Origin of the sequence: Photorhabdus africana (genome assembly GCF_035181445.1) — a bacterium.
In the GTDB taxonomy this organism is placed as follows: Bacteria; Pseudomonadota; Gammaproteobacteria; order Enterobacterales; family Enterobacteriaceae; genus Photorhabdus; species Photorhabdus laumondii.
This window is the reverse complement of sequence record NZ_JAXBVE010000061.1, coordinates 1-19,819: the sequence shown is the minus strand read 5'-3', so window position 1 is coordinate 19,819 and position 19,819 is coordinate 1. Positions and strand designations below refer to the sequence as shown.

At 48.7% G+C, this 19,819-nt stretch carries 14 protein-coding genes and 2 pseudogenes; 8 read left to right on the top strand and 8 right to left on the bottom strand.

The features are described from left to right. Positions 1-5: 5 nt before the first annotated feature. Positions 6-263, top strand: a pseudogene (locus SLS51_RS24750) (hypothetical protein); the annotation flags it as partial. Between the two features lie 923 nt (positions 264-1,186). Here SLS51_RS24750 and SLS51_RS21390 read toward each other — a convergent pair. From SLS51_RS21390 to SLS51_RS21355, 8 genes are all read right to left on the bottom strand, one after another. Continuing rightward, positions 1,187-1,678, bottom strand: a complete 492-nt coding sequence (locus SLS51_RS21390) for a DUF2569 domain-containing protein (RefSeq protein ID WP_323840572.1) — start codon at positions 1,676-1,678, stop codon at positions 1,187-1,189. A gap of 355 nt (positions 1,679-2,033) precedes the next feature. Then, positions 2,034-2,378, bottom strand: coding sequence for a DUF7957 family protein (locus tag SLS51_RS21385; RefSeq protein WP_323840571.1), 345 nt, complete (start codon positions 2,376-2,378; stop codon positions 2,034-2,036). Between the two features lie 120 nt (positions 2,379-2,498). Further along, entirely contained in the window at positions 2,499-2,957 is a 459-nt protein-coding gene (locus SLS51_RS21380) for a hypothetical protein (protein ID WP_323840570.1), read from the bottom strand. A gap of 245 nt (positions 2,958-3,202) precedes the next feature. Next, positions 3,203-3,841, bottom strand: coding sequence for a hypothetical protein (locus tag SLS51_RS21375; protein WP_323840569.1), 639 nt, complete (start codon positions 3,839-3,841; stop codon positions 3,203-3,205). Then, on the bottom strand, positions 3,831-4,673 hold the full coding sequence (locus SLS51_RS21370; RefSeq protein WP_323840568.1) for an HNH/endonuclease VII fold putative polymorphic toxin: 843 nt from the start codon (positions 4,671-4,673) through the stop codon (positions 3,831-3,833). The genes SLS51_RS21375 and SLS51_RS21370 overlap by 11 nt, the downstream gene beginning before the upstream one ends. Next, the gene (locus SLS51_RS21365) at positions 4,646-5,092 is read right to left on the bottom strand and encodes a hypothetical protein (RefSeq protein ID WP_323840567.1); all 447 of its coding nucleotides are present in this window, start codon (positions 5,090-5,092) and stop codon (positions 4,646-4,648) included. Before SLS51_RS21365 ends, SLS51_RS21370 begins: the two co-directional genes overlap by 28 nt. Before the next feature lie 2 nt (positions 5,093-5,094). Continuing rightward, positions 5,095-13,866, bottom strand: a complete 8,772-nt coding sequence (locus SLS51_RS21360) for a hemagglutinin repeat-containing protein (RefSeq protein WP_323840566.1) — start codon at positions 13,864-13,866, stop codon at positions 5,095-5,097. Between the two features lie 48 nt (positions 13,867-13,914). After that, complete coding sequence (locus SLS51_RS21355; protein ID WP_323840565.1) at positions 13,915-15,579, bottom strand: ShlB/FhaC/HecB family hemolysin secretion/activation protein; 1,665 nt, start codon at positions 15,577-15,579, stop codon at positions 13,915-13,917. Positions 15,580-16,412: 833 nt separating this feature from the next. Here SLS51_RS21355 and SLS51_RS21350 point away from each other — a divergent pair. The 7 genes and pseudogenes from SLS51_RS21350 to SLS51_RS21320 form a co-directional block, all read left to right on the top strand. Beyond that, a complete protein-coding gene (locus SLS51_RS21350; RefSeq protein ID WP_214089534.1) occupies positions 16,413-16,670 on the top strand; it encodes a hypothetical protein in 258 nt (85 codons plus the stop codon). 390 nt (positions 16,671-17,060) lie between these two features. Beyond that, positions 17,061-17,951: an integrase domain-containing protein gene (locus tag SLS51_RS21345; RefSeq protein ID WP_323840564.1), complete on the top strand. Its 891-nt coding sequence runs from the start codon at positions 17,061-17,063 to the stop codon at positions 17,949-17,951. 379 nt (positions 17,952-18,330) lie between these two features. Continuing rightward, positions 18,331-18,462 (top strand): hypothetical protein, encoded by a 132-nt coding sequence (locus SLS51_RS21340; RefSeq protein WP_323840563.1) that lies wholly within the window; start codon positions 18,331-18,333, stop codon positions 18,460-18,462. Between the two features lie 106 nt (positions 18,463-18,568). Further along, complete coding sequence (locus SLS51_RS21335) at positions 18,569-18,790, top strand: hypothetical protein (RefSeq protein WP_323840562.1); 222 nt, start codon at positions 18,569-18,571, stop codon at positions 18,788-18,790. Positions 18,791-18,919: 129 nt separating this feature from the next. After that, positions 18,920-19,189, top strand: coding sequence for a hypothetical protein (locus SLS51_RS21330; RefSeq protein WP_323840561.1), 270 nt, complete (start codon positions 18,920-18,922; stop codon positions 19,187-19,189). After that, positions 19,189-19,485 carry a hypothetical protein gene (locus SLS51_RS21325; RefSeq protein ID WP_323840560.1) on the top strand — a complete coding sequence of 99 codons (297 nt, stop codon included), beginning with the start codon at positions 19,189-19,191 and terminating at the stop codon, positions 19,483-19,485. The genes SLS51_RS21330 and SLS51_RS21325 overlap by 1 nt, the downstream gene beginning before the upstream one ends. A gap of 76 nt (positions 19,486-19,561) precedes the next feature. Continuing rightward, positions 19,562-19,819: pseudogene (locus tag SLS51_RS21320) on the top strand (hypothetical protein); the annotation flags it as partial.

The following is a 19,819-nucleotide window of genomic DNA, read 5'->3' as shown; positions in this document are numbered from 1 at the left end:
ACCGGGTGGATACCGGGGAAGAGCAGGATTATGCCGCGACCATCGGTAATAACAACCGGGTTGAGCTGGGTGAAGGCAATGACTTTGGCCGGGTGTTTGGTAATGACAACCAGATTGACGGTAACGCCGGTAACGATGTCATTAAACTGATGGGCTATCATGCGGTAATTAATGGTGGAGAAGGTGATGACCACCTGATCGCGGCCACAATTTCGAAATTCAGCCAGTTTGATGGTGGAGAGGGTCAGGATCTGCTGGTGCTGGGCGGTTATCAGAACCATTTCCAGGGTGGTGCAGGGGTAGACAGCTTTGTGGTCAGTGGTCAGGTGATTGACAGTCAGGTTGATGATATCAATGCAGAAGATATGATTGCCTTTAACGATATTGACTGGCAAGACTTGTGGTTCCAGCGCAGTGGATATGATCTGGTGTTATCAGTGAATCGCCCTACACAGGATAAAACTGCTCAGAGCCTGTTTGAATCGGTGGGTTCAGTCACTTTTAGTGATTACTTTAATGGTAACCGTGCCAAATTGGTGGTGCGGATGGGGGATAAGAGTGCCTCGGGAGAGCGTGAATTTACGGCACTTTCCGACAATGCAGTTGACACCTTGATCCAGACAATGAGCAGTTTTGCCCCAACAGCCGGTGATAACGGTTTTGTCGAAGGGCTGGACAGCAAGGCGAAAGAGGCTATTACGACGGCTTGGGCGGATACCACAATTGGCAAGGGAAAATTTGCCTGATTTAACTTGCCATAAGGCTAAGCAATAACGGTAAAAATGGCTCACTGGATAGGTGGGCCATCTTAATCTCGCAAGGGTATTATCGCTCTTGAGTAAATTATTCAATGATTAATAAGAATGAGTAAGATACACTATCCAAGTCTGTACGATTAGTCAGATGGCAGGTTGGATATGTTCTCCCCACGTTACGTTTCATACTTCAACCTGCCTTTACCTTTTCCGCCGCACGTTCACAAATCAAGTAGAAATTAAATAGTTTGATCCCAGCAAAACACACTACTCAGACCTTGATGAACGAGTGATTTAAATTGCCTGACTTTTGGGAGCAATTCACAAGGTCGAGGTAGTTTTGACTGTCATATTTTTTGAATAAATATTGGTTGTAAAGAATTCACCTACTCTTATTGAATATTGTTTGCAAAATAGCTTAATTCTAATCATTACTTTATAAATGTTCTTTTAACTCGAATGGATATAATAAAGTAAGGTACCCATATACATGTATAAATCACCGTTCTAAAAAGCAAGAAAAGATAATTATAATCCAGTTTTATTTCATATATATAATGAGCCAATGATAAATCGGTTATTACAAATAATGAAGTAAAAACTAAAAGGATAATGTAAAATAAAGGTGTTTTTTTCTTTTTTCTAAAGAAAAGAATAGATGTATAAAGTGCAACTCCAAAAATAATGATAAAACAAATAAACTCAAATCCTATAAAGATACGTAATTCACCTAAAAAATCATAACCAGAGATCAAGATTGTCATTGTTTTATATGCGCTAAATAAAGAACTCAATATTACAAAGATAAGATTTATTGCCGGAAAATAGAGAAATCCGCCAATGCCACTCAGTTCTTTCGCTTCACATGCTGCACAAAAATCTGATTCATGTAATGCTCGGTTTTCACATTTGATACACTTCATAAAATTTCTCCAAATAGTAACTTCAATCCAAGGATTAATTATTAAATTACACAGGTGATAGTATATAAATCAATAACTTATTAGTCCGATAAATACCCCTATTTTTAATAGACTTATTTACATCGTCAAGTGAAAAAAGAAATATTCCGTCTATAAAAAAACGACACAACCATCTGATAATAAAGAAAAACTTTACTCGATCACTCTTTGAACCATCACATTTTACATAGCTTGAGCCAGTCTAATGCACAAAAACAATATCATTGAAATCAACACTACCATTAGAAATATATTAAATATCTGTATTAGCTCATGTATCAATCACACTGAGCGCTAATACGTTATTATCCACATCTTATTTTACAACATCTCGTGATAAGAATAGACCAGTATAAGGATCGAAAAATATTCTTCTTCCATAAAAATCAACAACAAAATATTGCCCTTCAACAACATTCAACCCTTCGTATGGGTAACTTGTTTGATCTTCTTTTTGTAAATCCGAAGGCTCTATTTGCCAAAGAAACTCTCCGTTCTTTGTATAAGAAAATAAATTATTTAGTCCATCATCTCCTATAGGAATACCAATTAAGACAAGAACAGAACCATTATCAATTTCTATTGCTTTAATGATTTTTCGATTAAGTATAATTAAGTTCCCATTGATATTAATCTTGTTATCGTTAACTAAGATAGCCATTTTGATCTCCTATTTTTTTGAATAGCCCGTTCATTAGTAAATGTATCGGTCCTTTGCTCCATAAGATCAAACAGAGTTCCTCCTCCTTTATAACCAAACAGACTTCCCATATTAAATACATTATTGTTTACAACAATTACGTAGAAAAAAATAAAGCCAAACAATATAAAATAACCTGGATAACCATAATGACGTATTTTGAAGACTTATTTCCATTTCAAAATAAAACTCTTTTATGAATTCAATATTATTTCTATGTGCAAATTTTCTTTTTGAGAAAAATCTGCAATGAATAAGGAAAATAAGAATTGTAAATACTTCAATAAAATAGCCACCAAAGGAAATTAAATTTCCATTTTTAATAAATTCAAACCAAACTCCAGACATATAAATAACAAATAATATTATCATGGAAAAATTAGCAAGTTTGTTTTTATTAAAAAAACAAAAATCAAAAAAGAGCAACGGAGATTTTACACTTCTTAGTGAAACTTTTTTGTTCAAGCCAAAATAGATGAAGCAGGCAAGAAATCCCAACAGACTCAAGACCATCAAAATAAACGGAATATATACAATCATGCTCATTTATCCTTAAACTGCGTATTACCGCGAAGAAGCTCGCTCTTTAACAGCGTTTTTCAAGATAACTTTCTCATCGATGAGGTATTAGCATCTATTGTCTACTTCACCAAGATACCAATGTTCTGAGTAGAAAGGGTTACCTCTTGGCGATACTTATCCCTGACAACAGAACGACAACTGGTATCCCCTGACAGTTGACCAGTTCCTCACTCCTTGAACGATTCTGGTCAACGCTTAAATGGTTATTGTCCGTAACAACCTTTTGTTAGAGAAAAAATATTCTCATTCCTTCCTAGTGCAACAATCTCACAGCCAAGATCATCGAAAGCACCTAATATCATTAAAACGATGCCATTATGTTGCCAAATGAAATTTGCCCAATCTGAAATATGTCGAATTTGTGTTATATCTAACCTCTCATAAATATTTTCGTCGGGGATAAGTGCCAAATATGTTTTCTTTTCAGTTAATACTAACTTTGCAGCTGTTTTTAAATCGGAAAGATGAAAGTGACATAACCCTGATAAAGTCAAGCCCCGTGAAGACTGAACCATAACATTCTGTTTTTTTAACGCGAATTCTGTATCATTTCCTCTTGATTTTAATAATCCCCAAGCTTGTTTATACCGAGTAATAGATGTATCTGGTTGAACGCCAGATAGTTCTATATATAAACAAATAGAACTTCTATCATCATAAATTTCTAGCGTCTCTACCATTTTCGTAAAAAGTGGTACAAAACCTCTTTCGCGATTTATATCTAATAGTTCCCAACTTACCGCTTCAATATTCATTTCTGTAATAAATAAAGAACTAAAATTAGTGATATCGTTATTTTTACAGATATCAGTAGCATATCTAACTATCATGTCAGTAGTCATAGTGATTCCCTTTTTCATCATTAAAATGAGGCCCTCTATTCTGGGGATCATTTATTCCAAAATCATGACCTTTGGCATCATCCCTAATTTGTATTGTTTGAGTTCCCCCTCCTGCTTTAGGAACATCAAATTCATAAATTTTTCCAGGCTGGAGCCTTCCTCGCTTATCAACATTTGGCAATACTCTATCAGGATGTTTTCCAATAGGAATTCCTGAGCGACGTTTTGCTTCATTAAATGCACCTGACCTACCTGCTCCTACAGGAGAATAGTTTTCTGGTTTTTCTCCTTTGGCCTGATAAATAAAATCATCTTTTTTCGGACCATAAGGAATTGGGGTCACCGTCGTATTACCACCTACATCCGGCTTACCTTCCGTATTACCAGTATGATTTGACGCAACACCAGACTGGTTTTCCCCATTGCCTGTATGGTTCGGTATACTACCCGGCTCTAACTGTTGGTTTCCACCGGTATGATTAGGGTATTTCTTTATATCGTCAGACTGATTACCACCTGTATGTGTTGGCAGATTAGCTGGATCAACAACTTGAGTGTATTTATCCTGAAGTGTATTTAGGTAACTCTGTGTGATTTCATCATTTCCCATCATCTGAAGCATAATCAGATGGTCTAAGTCTTCTGAAGAAATCTTATCAGCGATTTCCTTTGCCACTATTCCGGTTATACCCGCCTTAACGCCTACCTCCAGGACTTTTTCTGCCACTTTGGCTCGACACGGAGCAGCTATTGCACACCCTTCTGTTACCAGTTTTCCCAGGAAATTATTATCCGCAACAACAATTACGTAGAAAAAAACAAATAAAGCCAAACAATATAAAATAACCTAGATAACCATAATAATGTATTTTGAAGACTTATTTCCATTTCAAAAGCAAACTCTTTTATGAATTCAATATTATTTCTATGTGCAAATTTTCTTTTTGAGAAAAATCTGCAATGAATAAGAAAAACAAGAATTGCAAACACGCCAATAAAATAGCTAACAAAGGAAATTAAGTTTCCATTTTTAATAAATTCAAACCAAATTCCAGACATATAAATAACAAATAATATTATCATGGAAAAATTAGCAAGTTTGTTTTTATTAAAAAAACAAAAATCAAAAAAGAGCAATGGAGATTTTACACTTCTTAGTGAAATTTTTTTGCTCAAGCCAAAGTAGATGAAGCATGCAAGAAACCCCAACAGACTCAAGACCATCAAAATAAACGGAATATATACAATCATGTTCATTTATCCTTAAACTCATGTTTATATATTTCAGTGCCAACTTTGCCATTCACGTCTGTTTCACCTAATGGAGTTTCCCTTGAAATACCACCCCAGCCAATTGAAGGCCCTATACCAAGTGATACACCTATTCCATCTTTTCCTGCTGATATTCCAAATGAACCATAGCCAAAACCTAGATCAAAAGAATAATCTTTATCTTGGGCTCCCAATAAACCTGGGAAATAAGGGCCAAATTCTATTCCGACAGTTGCTCCACCATGAGCACCAATAGCTGTTGTCATTCCACCATTAATTGCAAATTTATTTGGATCCAATGCTGCTTCAGCAAACCCTGCTGGACCTATTCCTGCTGTAACCTCACCTTTTATATGTGGTTTAACTTTATAAGTAACACCCCATGATGGCTCCTGATGAGAGTATTTTATAGCTTCGTTTATTTCTTCTACTGTTTTCCCTTTACCTTGTAGATCAAAGGACAATGATGCATCTGAACTGATCGAGTTGGCTATTTGCCCCCAAAAGGTTCCTGGACCATAACCAAGAGCATTATTGTCTACAGAATTCTTCCCTGCCTGAGCCCCAGTGAGGGCACTGGCGGTGGAGTCACCGGCAATGCCGCCTGCCAGTCCTGCCGCCAGGGTGGAAAGGGTGCTGATAGTTTGCTTCTGCTCCTCTGTTAACTCACTGACTTTGGCCCCATCGCCGTAAAGTTGTTTTATCAGGACCTGAGCCGCCAGTTCACCCGAAGCCGCCCCGGCTGCCCCTGACAGAGCATTGTTACCGCTGACCTCTGCCGCTACCGCGCCTAAAATCGCATGGGCCAGCGTGTTAGTGGCGATATCCACCTGATGGGTTTGTGGATCGGTGGTCAGATCTTTAATCACCCCCGCCAGATACGGTGAAGCTCCGCCTGCCAGCGCCTGACCGAGGTTGTTGCCCGCTAAGCCCTGAATCGCTGCCGTGGCCGCCTGTAGGGCTTTCTGATAGGTTCCGCCGGTCCCAAAGCCCGATTCATTCAGTGCCTGCGTGTAAGCGGTGTCATAAACTTGTTGATTGATATCCGCTGGCGTCGGGTGTTTTTTGCCTGCGTTGATCAATTTTTCTCTGGCATTGGCTTTGTCCTGTTCACTGATATGATTCAGTTTCGCTTTCGCCGCTTGGGTGGCGATAATTTTCCCTTCCGTACGGGCTATCTCGGTCATCTGGGCGCTGATTTCACCAATCAGTTGCGCCTGTTTCAGCCGTTGCTGTTCCTTTTCCTTATCAAATATGGGACTCAGGACATTGGCGGCATTATCGGTATCGCGACTTAAGTTCGCGACATCCTGCGTCTGGTGCGCTTTGTCCCGGATAATCAGGTTGCCGTCACTGACGGCGGCGTGCGTGGTGCTGCTGTCATGGCCCTGGTTATTGGAACCGCTCAGCGCATTGACCGCCAGATTATTCAGGGTCTGACCGGCGGTCGGTTGGCCGAGGCTGATGCCCGCACTCTGCTGCTCAACAGTAAAGTCCGCTTGATTTTGAATATCCTTGAAGCCCAGCGTCCCGGTGTTCAGGGTGTTTTTGGCTTTGTCGGCTTGACTCGCTATCACCGCGCCGTCCAATTGGGTGTGATCACCGACATGAACCTGATAGCCGCCTTTGCCGGCAAACAGCCCGGTCTGCTCCTGCACGCTGTCATAGTTGCTGTGCAGTTTATTGCGGCTGGCATTGAGGCTCGCGGTGCCGTTGGTGAGGGGACCCGCGGTGGCACTGACGCCGGCGCTGGCATTCTGTTGTTTGCTGTCATAGCGCTGGCTGTCCTGCTCGCTGCTGAGGGTCAGATGACGTTTCACCTCGGTGGTAATCTGCTCGCCGCTGACCTGAGCGCCTTTTAACGTCGTGTCCCGGCCACTGTTCAGCCCGACGGTCTGTCCCGCCTGTAATGTGGTGTTAGTGTGACTGACGCCGTTGCCGTTTTCACGGCCGTTGCCCCGGCTGACATTGGCCGAGACGTTCAAACCGGTGCCTCCCGGTCCCGCGGTCAGGCCCACGCCCAGCGAACTGCCGTGGCTGCTGTTTTTGCCGGTCGTCTGTTCGGTGTTCTGGCTGGAGGAGAGCTGAATATCCCGATTAGCATTGAGTTGCAGGTCTTTACCCGCCTGTAACTGGCTGCCCTGAATACGGATATCGCCGCTTTGATTTGATGGACCTTTGTTATCCCCGTGAGCCGTTATCGTGAGGTTATCCCCGGCAGTGAGATGGCTGCCCTGTTGAGTGGTCTGGCGGTGCTGCTGTTCTGAACGGGAGGATTGCCGACCGTAGGACAGGCTCACCCCGGCCAGATTATTATTGCTTTTATCATCACTGCCCTGAGCTTCCGCCAGTCGGCCAGCCTGCACCGCTTGCACTCCGCTGAGGGCAGCTTGAGTGTTTTGCAGGGCTTTCACTCGCGGGTCACTTTCAGTGCGGGCGGCTCTGGCTGTTTGCACCGCGCTGTTGACGGCCCCGCCTGCTGTGCCACTCAGCGCCACGGTTAAACCGCTCTGTTTCTGTTCGGTTTTTGTCGTGGTGTGATGGCGGTTTTCCGCACTGGTGATATCGACCTGTTGACCGGTCAGCGTCAGGTCTTTACCGGCAATCACCTCACTGCCGTGAACCCGGAGTTGTTCTCCGGCGTTGAGAGTCACGTTGCCCTGACTGCTGCCGACCGTGCTGCCTTTGCTAAGCTGGCGGTCACTGTCGGTGGTGACTTTCTGGCTGGTTTTGCCTAAGGTGAAACCCATGCCGCCGGTCCCCATCAGGCCCGATTTTTTCTCCTGCCGTAGATGGGTTTCATTATGCGCTTCCGCGGCGGTGGTGACGGTGAGCTGATGACCGGCGTTCAGGCTGACGTCCTGCGTACCCGCCACATTGCTACCGCGGATATTGAGGTCTTTGCCGGCCTGTAAATTCACTTTATCGCCACTGAATGTGGTACTGAGTGCCTGCCGGTCATGCACTTCATCGTGGGTTTCCACTGACGATTTCGACAGCCAGCCTTTGCTGGTTTGCTTGCTGTGCTCCACTAAGTCGGATGAGGCGGTCCCGGTGGTCAGCGTCAGGTTATGCCCGGCCTGCGCCGTCAGGTGTTGACCGGCGTTGACGTGGGCAGCGGTGGCGTTCAAATCCTGCCCGGCTTGCAGGGTCACCTCACCGGCGCCGGTTATCTGGCTGCCGATATCCTGTTGCTGGGTCAGGTGGCGGTAGTTCTCTTTCCCCCAGTTGCCCTGCTCTGTACGGCGCGTGCTTAAGGTATCTAATGTCAGGTTATGGCCTGCGGTTATCTCGGTGTGACCGTTTTGACCGGCATTTTTGACGTCACTGGCGGTTAATTGCACATTGTTGATGGCGCTCAACGACAAGGTACCTTTATCGTTCTGCACATAAATCCCCGCCGGACGGTCCAGCCAGCGGTTAGCCTCATCCCCGCGCACCGTCGATGCACTGATGATATCCCGGCCTTTCAAGGCTACCCGGTCATCCCCCTGAATCCGGCCGCCCCGGTTGGTGAGCGTCTGTTGGGCCGCTAAATCTACTTTGCCGCCGCGAATAAAGCCGCTGTTGGTCAAATTGTTGGCCGTCAGTTGGGTAACGTCACGCCCGCTTATCGTGCCGCTGTTGGTGATATCGCCCTGACTGTTGAGCGCCACGGTATTCCCGGCCAGCAAGGCACCGTCACTGCGCAGGTCGCCCTGACGGACGCGCGCATAAACCTGCGGCACAGTGACCACCTCGGTAGTGCCATCCGGCAGGGTCACGGTTTGGTTAGTCAGCCAGATAATGTCCGAAGTCAGCAACGCCATCTGCGCCGGACTCAAGGCCACACCCGGCGTCAATTGTTGCTGTTTGCCAAAGGCAATACCCGCATCCATCAGCGCTTTAAACTGGGCTTCATCGTTGTTGTAACCGGGCAGATAGCGCTGGCCGGTCAGTTGGGTGATTTGGTCCCGCACCAGACGCTGTTCGTAGAACCCATCGCCCAGACGTTTGTGGACCAGCGCCGGGTCGTGAGTGAGTTGTTCCCGCATATAGTCCGAGCCCAGCCACTGCTTATACTGGGTGAATTTCGGGTCGGTCTCCACCAGATAGTGGCTGTCACTGCCCGGTTGCACGGTATACAGGCTGTTATTCGGCAAACGCGTATCGGGCGTCACCACGCGTATCACCGGGTCGACCGTGTGTCCTTTGACGGTCTCCGGGGGCAACGTCAGTTCAAACGGCTGACCGGGCGGCAAGACCAGTGGCTGATTGTTGATACCGTTCACCGGTGTGACCGCCGTAGGGGCAGAATGTATCTGGCCGGTTTGTCGGTCCGTAATCGTGATATCGGTGCCCTGTGGACGGGTATGCGCCTGCCAGGCCAGGGTTTTCAAATCAATCGTTTCTATTACCGGCGCGGGAGCATAACGGCTGCGGCTTTTTCCCTGCGAGGTTTTGGTACCACGGAATCGGGGCTTCAGTCGTTTCTTTTTCGCATACCAGTGAGTCTGACTGCCGGTATCGGTGGTAATCCGTTCCCCCTGAGTAGCGATATTGTGCAGTTCGCCTATCACCCCGTCCAACGCCCCGCCGGCGATAATTTGGCTGTCGTGATTGGTGACCTGCGCACTGTTGAGCGTCATATTGCCGCCGGCCAGAATTTTACCGGGGTCACTCTGTTTGACCTGAGTTTCCCTGACAGTCCGGGTGTACTGATATTCGTAAAAATCATTACTGCCGCTGCCGTCCGGCATGATGGCATCGTGCACGCCGTATTTATTGTGGCGGGAGGTGTCCACCTGCGACCAGTCGTAACGGGAGGTCTGGCCGCTCAGTACGGCATCGTGATGTTGCGATTTTTCCGTTTCGACGACCTGAGTCACCAACCCGGCATTGGTGTTGTTAATCCGGTCAGCCTGAATCTTCAGGTTGTTCCCGGCTTCAATCGTCGCGGCGTGATTATTGAGTTCACCGGCTTGACCGGTGGCCGTCAGGGTATTATCCAACCGGCCGCCGATGTGCAGGTCGCCCACGCTGTAAATCTGGGCATGGTCACTGTTGTTCAGTGTGCCGGTGCCAATATCCAGCCGGTCCCGCGCCGCAATCACGGCGGCTTTGCCGTCCTGTGCGGAGTTATTCAGTGTGCCCGTCTGAAGGGCAAGTTGGTCACCGTAAATGCGCCCGGTGCCGGTATTGTTCAGGGTGTTGGCCGTGAGATGGGTCAGGCCGCCGTCAATCAGCCCGGTGTTGTTCAGCGCATCGTGAACCTGGATTTGCGTTTGTTTGGCGCTGATTTCACCGGAGGCGCTGTTGGTGAGATTCTGTGCGTCCAGATGCAGCGCCTGACCGGCTTTTATCTGGCGGTCATTGATAAGATTGCCGGTCGTTTTCAGGGTCAGATTGCCATTAGCCGCGGTGTTGCCGGTATGGTGAAAATCCTCAGTTAAGGTGACCGCCATATCGCCCTGTGATAACAGTTGGCCGTCACCGCTCAGAGAGTGTGTGTTAATCGTGGCGTGCTCCCCGGCAATCACGGTGCCTTGCCGGTTGTTAATCACCAGAGACGCAGGACGGGTCTCGTCGCCTACGGTAAGTTGTTTACCTGCGGAGATTAACCCCTGCGCATTCTCCAGCGTGTGACTCACCTGAGCTTGCAGGTGATTGGCCGCCCGTAAAGCGCCCTGGGTATTGTCCACCTGTTGGGCGTTTACTGTCAGGTTTTGCGCTTCCAGCCCGTTATCCGTGTGCGCCGTCTCGCGGTTAATCAGGCGAGCGGTGTTCAGGGTCAATTGCTGACCGCCACGGATAAGGCCGCCGGTGTTATCCGTTTGGGTATCAACATCGAGAGTGGTGTCGCCCACCGCCTGCATCTGCCCATGACGATTGTCGAGCTGGTGAGTGTTCAGGGTTAACGTGTTGGTGGATAACAACTTGCCGTCCCGGTTATCCAGCGCGGCGTGTCGGGTGTCGATAACCAACTGTCCGCCTTGCAGATAACCGTGGCGATTGTCCAGTGGGCCGCTGGTGACGGTGGTTTTGCCCTCGCCAATAATCTGGCCCTGTCGGTTATCCAGTAACTGCCCGTCGGTATCCAAAGTCAGGGCGTCGGCGGATTGTAAAGTGCCCTCGCGGTTGGTGAGTTGTCGGCTGTGAATATCCAGCCCGCCATTGCCGGCTATCTGGCCCTGCGTATTATTGAGCGCGGTGCTGGTCAACACGGTTTTGCCGTCCGCCGCGATTATCCCGCCGGTGTTGTCAACATCGCCGGTGCGCAAAGTTAACTGCCCGCCACTTAATAACCGGCCCGCTTTTGAGTCGGCATGGCGGGTATTGGTGAGCTTATGCCCGTGAGTATCAATGGCCATCTCGTGACCAGATTGTAGCAACCCTGCGGTATTATCCAATTGACCACTGTTGACCGTCAGCGTGTCTTCGGCTATCACCTGTCCGGCAGTATTGGTAAAGGGATGTCCCTTAGTCTGGCTGTCAATGTGTTGTGCCAGCAATACGCCTTGGGTGTTATCCAACGTCTGGCTGGTGGTGGTCAGTCGGGTTTTGGCTTCAAGATGACCGTTAGCGTTCTGAATGGCTTTGTCAACAGTGAGGGTGGCGCTGTCCCCGGCGGCAACAATGCTACCCCGGCGATTATCCAGTTGGGCAGCGCTGAGCTGGAGCGCGTTGCCGGCTTCCAGTTTGCCCGACTGATTATCCAGCGTGTCTTTGACTGCCAATGTCAACGAACCTTTGTCGGAGGCCACGATATTGCCGTGACGATTATCGACGGTCGTTGCCTTAAGGTTCAGGTGACCGTTGCCCGCAATGGTACCGCGCTGGTTATCCAGTCGCCGGGTGGTAAGGGACAGCGTGTCTTTGCCCTGTTGTTGCATCACACCGCCTTGATGGCTCAGGGTGTCGGCGTTGACGGTTATCTGCCCGGCCTGAGTTTCAGCGTGGTTGAGTTGCAGTTCACCGGCCTGTATCGTCAGGGCGCCATTGGTCAGCAGTTTGCCCTTATCACCCAGCCACCGTTGGGTATTGAGCGATAATTGCCCCTGACCGGCCAACTGCACCGTCCCCTGGTTGTTATCGGCCTGATGCGCGGTGAGATGCAGGTCCTCGCCCTGACTGGCAATAGTGCCCTGACGGTTGTTAAGCCGGTCAGTGGTAAGGGTCAATTTCCCCTGATTGAATACCATCCCCTCACGGTTATTCAGGGTGCGGGTATGGAGCGCCAGTTCACCGGTCCCGGTCTGGTTAATTTTTCCCTGCTGGTTGGATAAATCCGGGGTCGTGAGGTGAATTTCCCGCGCCACTAACTGGCCGCCGTCGTTGTTAAACTGGCCCGGCGTTTTCGCCGTCAAACGGTCGGCGTTGACGGTAGCGCGAGCGGTACTGATGCCCGATTGACCGGCGGTGAGTTGAATCTGCCCGGCCGCCGTCTGGCTGTCGCTCAGGTCAATCTGCTGACTGTGGACAGCCAGCGTATCAGTGGCCAGATTTTTGCCATTGGCCTGAACGTGCTGCGCGGTCAGAGTCAAGGAGCCGGGGCGGGTAGTATTGCCGTTATCATCCAGTCCCGCGGCCCATACGCTGTTATGGCTGCTGTGTATTGTGTCGGCGTTGACCGTGGTATCGCCGCGGGCTTCCACCCGGCCCCGATTATCCAGCGTACCGCCCGCCTGTAAATTCACCGCCGATTGTGACAGCAATTTGCCGGTGTTCGAGAGACCAGAGGAAGCCGTTAATTGCAGGGCGTCACGGCTGCTGATAGCGCCGCGGTTCTCTATCCGGCCATCAGCGGTGATATGGACCTCCCCGGCAGACGCGCCGATATTACCGGCATTATGCACGCCTACCCCTGTTTCGGTGCCTATCAGCCTGATTTTATGAGCATACATGCCGCCCAGCGCCGCCACATCCAACGCAAACGCCGGGTGCTTTTCATCGTCAACCGATTTTTTCTCCCTCTGCTGATGTGTTGCATCCACAATATTGCGCCCGGTGGTCACTTTCAGGTCTTGCGCGTGTAATTTGGCGTTAATCGCCACGGAGCGGGCGATAATATCGGTGTAACTTTGCTGTGTGCTGTCCATGCCGTGCCCGTCAATCCGCACTTCCCCCTGATTGACATCAAACCCTTTCAGCCGGCCTCGCTCCATCAGCGCCTGTCCGGTGGTGAGCGTGGTGCGATGTGAGTTAATGAACCCGCAACCGTTACAGGTGATGCCCGCCGGGTTGGCAATAATCACCTCGGCCTTATGCCCGGCCACTTCAATCCAGCCATTGAGACGACTGGGATCATGGCTGTTGACCTCGTTAAGAATAACGCTGGCGTCCCCTTTGGCTAACCACGGATTGCCGGCCACCATGCCGCCGAGTTGCGTCTGGGTGGCCTGATGGCTGTTATTGAGGATAACTCCCTGTTTATCCACATCAAACTGGCGATAGGTATTGTGGGAAACGCCGTCGGCACCCGGCGTCTGGATATTGACCTGCGGCGTGCCGTTGGCGCTGCGAATAATGGTTGGCTGCTGACGTCCCGGGGCCTGTCCGTCGGCCACAATCGCCGCCTGTGCGGTGAGCGAAATCCCGCCAAGGGCGAACAACAACCCAAACCGTAGCGCGGTGAGTCGGCAACGATGCTGCGGTGAAGAGGGGCGACGGGTGCGGCGTCCGGTTCGTCCCCGTCCGGCCCGCGCTATCTCGGCCACCACCATCCACATCTGGCGAGATTGATTAAAGATAATACGATATAACTGCTTGTTCATGACGTTTGCTCCACACAATACTACCCACCGGCAGTTTTGTTATTTAAATTAATACTGCCAATACAGGTTGAATCCGGCCGTGACGGGGGAGGTTTGGAAACCGGCGGGTTTGGACAGCGGGACACCGACAAACAGGTCGTAGCTCACCCCTTTCAGGCTGCCTCGCCAGCCCAGAGCGCTCCCCGCCAGGTGTTTTCCGAGCAGTGCGTCACTGCCCCGTCCGCCCACTTCGCCATAATCCATTGCCAAATACAGCGACTGCCCTTTCAGCGGGGTTTGCCAGTCCAGTTCGTTGCGGCTGTACCAACCCCGATCAGCGGATAAGGTCAGCTCGCCATCAAAGCCGCGCACCGTCCAGCGACCGCCAATCGAGAAGCGATCCTGCGGCGTCAATGGGCTGGCGCTTATCTGGCGCAAATATTGGGTCTGATAAGAAAAGGGCTGAGAAAACAGCGTTAACGGCCCGGCAAGTGTCGCCGAGAACTGGGTGATTTTAGGTAAGGCGGTCCCTTCATTGCGGTACTCTTCCGGCGCGGGTTGCGCACCAAACCAGCGCATGCCCTGTTGGTAAGTCACCCGGGTATCCAGCGTCGCGCTGCCGATAAAGTGATGATGGGACAGCCCCAGCTTCCAGCCCGCAGTTTCCCGGCGCTGAACATCGATTTCAGTGTTATCAATAAAATTGCGCGACGCCCGACGATAAATTTCACTGTTGAGCAGGGTTTTCTGGTCAGCGTTACGGTGCAGCATCCGGCTAAGCTGAACCGCCAGGTTTTGGCTTTTGCCCCGGTATTGGATCGCCTGATTCAGCCCGGCTATCGTCTGGGTATAATCGTAATGACTGGCCGTCACGCTCGCCATCCAGTAACCGAAGGGCAGGGAGTAATAGAGCGTGTCATTTTGGCTGCCTTTCCCGGCAGACGAATGAATATCGCGCCCACCGGAGAGATAGAACAGGTCGCTGAGCGCCAGGGGGTTATCCAGAAAAAAGGTGAGTCCGCCCTGATAACGCCCGGTGCTTTTGGAGCCGGTATCATCCAGATAAGTCGCGACTCGCCAGTGCCGGGACTGACGCCAGTCCAGCACAATATCGCTCTCCCCCGGTTGCTCTGCCGGGACAATGTTCATATCCGCCTGCACGGTGGGGAAACGTTGCAGGTTTTCCAATCCCTGCTCAATATCCCGTAAATCCAGTAGTTTGCCTTCACGCGCGGGAAAGGGGGTTATCCGCTGGATATATTTCCCGCTGTCAGGGGTATAGCGGATATGCCGGACTTTGCCCGGTATCATCACCAGTTTTAGCGTTTGGGTACGCAGATCCTGGGGAGGAACCAGAACCCGGCTGGTGACATAGCCGTGATTAATGAGCTGATCTTGCAATTGGGTTATCAGCCGACTAATGCCTTTATCGCCCAGGCAATGGTTTTCGCCCTGTTGGGCGACACGTCGAAACGGTAACCAGTGCGGGAAATTTTCGGTGCCTGCCAATGCTACATGAGTGACAGGAAAACACGGGGTTTCCACCGGAAAAGCAGATGACTCCCCCGTTTCCGGTACCGACAGGTGAACCTCCGCAGGCGGTGGGGCTAATTGCGCCTCCAGGGCTTGCTGGCGGGCCTGTTGATGAATGAGTTGTTGATCTGCGATGTCGGCGGCTTGACTACCTGAGACTGCACTACAAAAAACCGTTAAGACTAAAATACTGCTTTTCATTGACTTGTTATTCCACAATGTTGAAACAGTATTAACCACTAATTTAACTTAGCGATCAATATTCAGTGTTGATTATCAACCGGGCAACTAAAATAGGGAGTTGGTCAAGATAGCAGCAAAAACAAGAGGTTATATGACAAAGCAAAAAACAGGCCAATGTGATTATTTTGTGACAGGATTGTATAAAAAACAGATTAATATTAATCATTTAATAATCAACATTAATAATTTCAAATTAATTTTATTGTTTTATTTTTATTATGTGATTTGCATCACATTTATATTGATTGATTTCAGTATTGAATCACTTGAAATATGACAGATTTCGTTAATTCTTGATAAGAAATGACCTTTTCTGATTAGGTTGGATGACGACTTTTAGCTCAGTAGGCAGAACTGGTACTAGGCTATTGAGGATTGGGAGATAATCATCAGAAGCAGGTGTTCGTCATTAGTAATTCACAGAGTGGAAAAAATCATGAACCTTAAGGAGACAAAGATCGCTAGTGCGGATTTATGCCAGTCTTGCTTTGTATCAACTGTTCGGCCTGTCATTTTGCTCACTTTTTGAAAGGCATAAATGATGATTCTATACAGTATGAAAAGCTTTCTTGACCTTGAAATGGACCTTGATTAATTTAAGGCAGTATTCGTTGTCGCGTAAGCGATCGTTAATGTTCCCGCAGTCTGAGAGGAACGCCTTCGGGTGACTGATTTCAATGCCATTGTAGCCTGAGAGATGGCGTCTTCGGACGGCAAATCCGTTTATCCTTTGAAAACGGGTATCACTAACAATAGTGATGAAGGTGCAATTTCACAGGCAATTTTCTGACTTGCCAGTATCCTCAAACAATAACCTGCGGGTTGATTTTGCTTTCTACGATTGGCTTGCCTGGGTGGTTTCGTTCAGCAGTCTGGATGACTGTTGTCAGATTCGACAGGTTATTGGATATTTTGCGGACAACGCATTGGGCCCAGAGGAAACCGGCAGCGTCACTTGTTGGCGTGATAACGAAAACCAAGTGACGCTGCCAGCGTACAACCTGCCAAACCACGTAATACAAGCTTTCCCCACGTCTTCTACCGTCTGATCGACACGTAGTACATCGGTCAGGATAGTTTGAAGACTGCCCACTTACCCTAACGTCTTGAGTGAAAAACAATCATGTTGACGTTTTATATTCAGAAGAAGGAGAACAATCGACTCGATATTGATGGCGACGTCAGTGAAAACTGGCGTTGGAGGTAGTCTGACAACGGTCAGGACGGTGTAAACCGCGAACAGCTCAGAGAGCTGGGGTGCCTCGTAAGAACTCAACATTCGCCACCCCGATGCACAGATATCAGTCGAGCCGCAGGAAGCGCAAATCAAACCGTGCCGTTGGGGTTGAGAGATGACATTCAGAATACTGTTTTGTATTGCTTGCCTCCGTCAGGTTGCAAGCGGTGGTGTCGTGTGGGTTAAAAAGGAAATCGTTTGAATGTCAAAGTTGAGTAAACAGTTAGTCACATTGGCCCGTCAGGCTGGCGGCAGTTTTAAAACCGTTTCAGACAGAATGAAAATAGCCAAACGTCTGGCAGAAAGCATAGCGATATTAAATATTCAAATCCGTGATATTAAGAATATGAAAATTAATCATATTGAAAAATATATCGATAGCCGAAAGTCAGAAAATATTTCAAAGCGCACGTTACAAAATGAGATGGCGGCTGTTCGGGCGATATTTGCTATGGCGGGAAGATCTCAATTAGCTAACCCTCATCACGAACGGTTAAGTAATCATGCGCTCGGATTATCTGGCGCCAGCCGGGAGGGGACTAAGATGGCGATTTCGGATGAGCGTTATCACACGACGCTTGTTTTGGTCCGGGGGAAAGATGAAGGGGTAGCTGCGGCTATGCAACTTTCTCGTTATCTGGGACTGCGAACAGAAGAAGCGGTTCAGGCGGCAAAGTCATTAAGAACGTGGGAAAAAGCCTTATTGCGTGGGGATGAAAGAGTGAGGGTAGTGTTTGGTACAAAAGGAGGACGTCCCCGTGACACGACGGTGGTTGAGCGGGATAAAGTGATCCAGGCAGTCAGAACGGCAATAAAGTATGCCAATAAAAATCAGGGGCGTTTGATTGATAAACCGAATTTACATTCGGCCATTGATCGTTACCGGAATATCGTCAGGGAAGCGGGGTTAACCGGAAAGTCTTCGCCACACAGTTTGCGTTATGCTTATGCTGTTGAGGCCATAAATTATCATCTGTCGAAAGGATTCAGTCGAAAAGAAGCGGAAGCGATGGTTTCAATGGATTTAGGGCATGGTGACGGGCGAGGGCATTATGTTGCCCGTGTCTACAATAAACAGCACAGTGATGATTAATTGGTTTTTGAATTTAGCTTGAATCGAAACCGCCCCGGGCTTAATATCAGTGCGTTAACTTGTTGTTTTCGGACAACGGCCAATGTCAGATGAGTCTGAGACTGACGCCTTTGGGTGACTTGTCATAAAACCATTGTAACCTGAGAGATGGTGCCTTTGGGCGGTACACCCGTTTATCCTTTGAAAACGGGTATCACTGATTACAGTGATGAAGGTGCATTTTTAGTAACACACGGTGGTCGGCTGGCCATCTGATGATCTCACCGCCGAGGGACAGGGTGAAGCCTGTTGTCTCTCTCATATCAACCACCTCCTGATGGGGAATACCTTTCCCTGAGGGATGAGGTTATTCCTCATTTTTTACATTTGAGGAAATATTATGCAAACTTTATCGTTATTCACTGAAATATCGGTGCAAGCTGTCCAGTTTGAAGCGCTGATTGGGCGCAAAATGACGTCGGGGAGATTGCCCCGGCTAGCGATACTTATCAGGCATCTTGATAAGGATTGACCTGACGGATTTATTCACTTTGTATGATGTTCGTGATGAACATCTTCCTTACATTTCCCGGGGCTTGTCCCCATCAAGGGCGGGCTTCCGGTAACAGGAGTGGTTAATGCCTGCTTTTCACCCCCCCACTGATATGACAACCTTGTCAGCTTCAGAGAGGTTAACACCGAAACAACGTTCACTTATCCGAGATTTGATCCGTGATGAGTGTGACTACCGAGATCGTGACGCACTTCTTAAACTTTTGGGCATGATAACGCTGTTCAAAGTTGCGGGGATCCTGACGTTAGGTGTGCTGTTGCTGGTTTTCCAGTTGTTATGGGGATAAAGGAAACGAACGATGTTAATGATCTTTGTGACAGTACTTTGGAGCATTATTCGTTGGATTTCGTTGTCGTTTTACCATGTTATGTCCTGGCTGTTACGCCGAAGACAGGTGAGACTGCCGGTGACTCATATGACCCAGGCACGGAGACAAACGGTGTATGCGGGTAAATGGCAACTTTCTGATGACGCGAAGTCGTGCGGGAGACCGGTGGTGATCAGAGATAGACACAGCTACAAACCGGGTGTGGAGTTGCTGTATTTCGGTGAGGAGAGTCCGGAGCCGTTTTATGGCGAGCGGTACCTTATCGACGAAACGGAAGCGGTGGATTCGGCGCAACAGATGCTCACGCGTCTGCTGAGACAGCGTAGTTTATCGAAAGCTTATGATGAGGCCGCATAATGGTCAATGAGACGTTGACTGCCGTTACCCGGGCGGTGATGCCGGCTGTGGCGATTGAAGAGCCAGTCTGGCTGCGAATGGTAAGTTATCCGTCTGTGCCAGAATATGAAACAGAGCGGTTTCATCAACTGATTTACCAGGCATTCAAAGCCTGGTCGGCAGCCAAGCCGGGAACGTGTGAGGTGACGTTTGGTTTTTTCTGTTTGCCGCATGACGGCGACATGAAGACCCCCTTATGGCAAGCGCTGCGGCTTAAACATGAATCTGATCGGTTGCTGATTGCATTGGACGCCTAATTTATTGATCACCCTGACGGGGAAACCCGTGAGGGTTAACTCCGTCAGTCATTTTTTTACAACAGGAGTTAACCCTATGAGTACAATGACGACGAAAGAACACATTCGGGAACCGTCCCAGTCTCTGTCAGTGCAGGCGCTGGCTGAACCGGAGATATTTAAAAAAACCCGTAGCCGGTTTAATCAGTGGCTGCAGGCGCAATTCGACAATCACTATCACACACTGAGAAATCATGGTTACCGCTGTTTTCTTGCTCGCCATCATCCGACCGAGCTTGAGCGTTACGATGAGGCTTGTGAAGCCTTACGGCGTGAGGAATTTCACCGGTTCAGT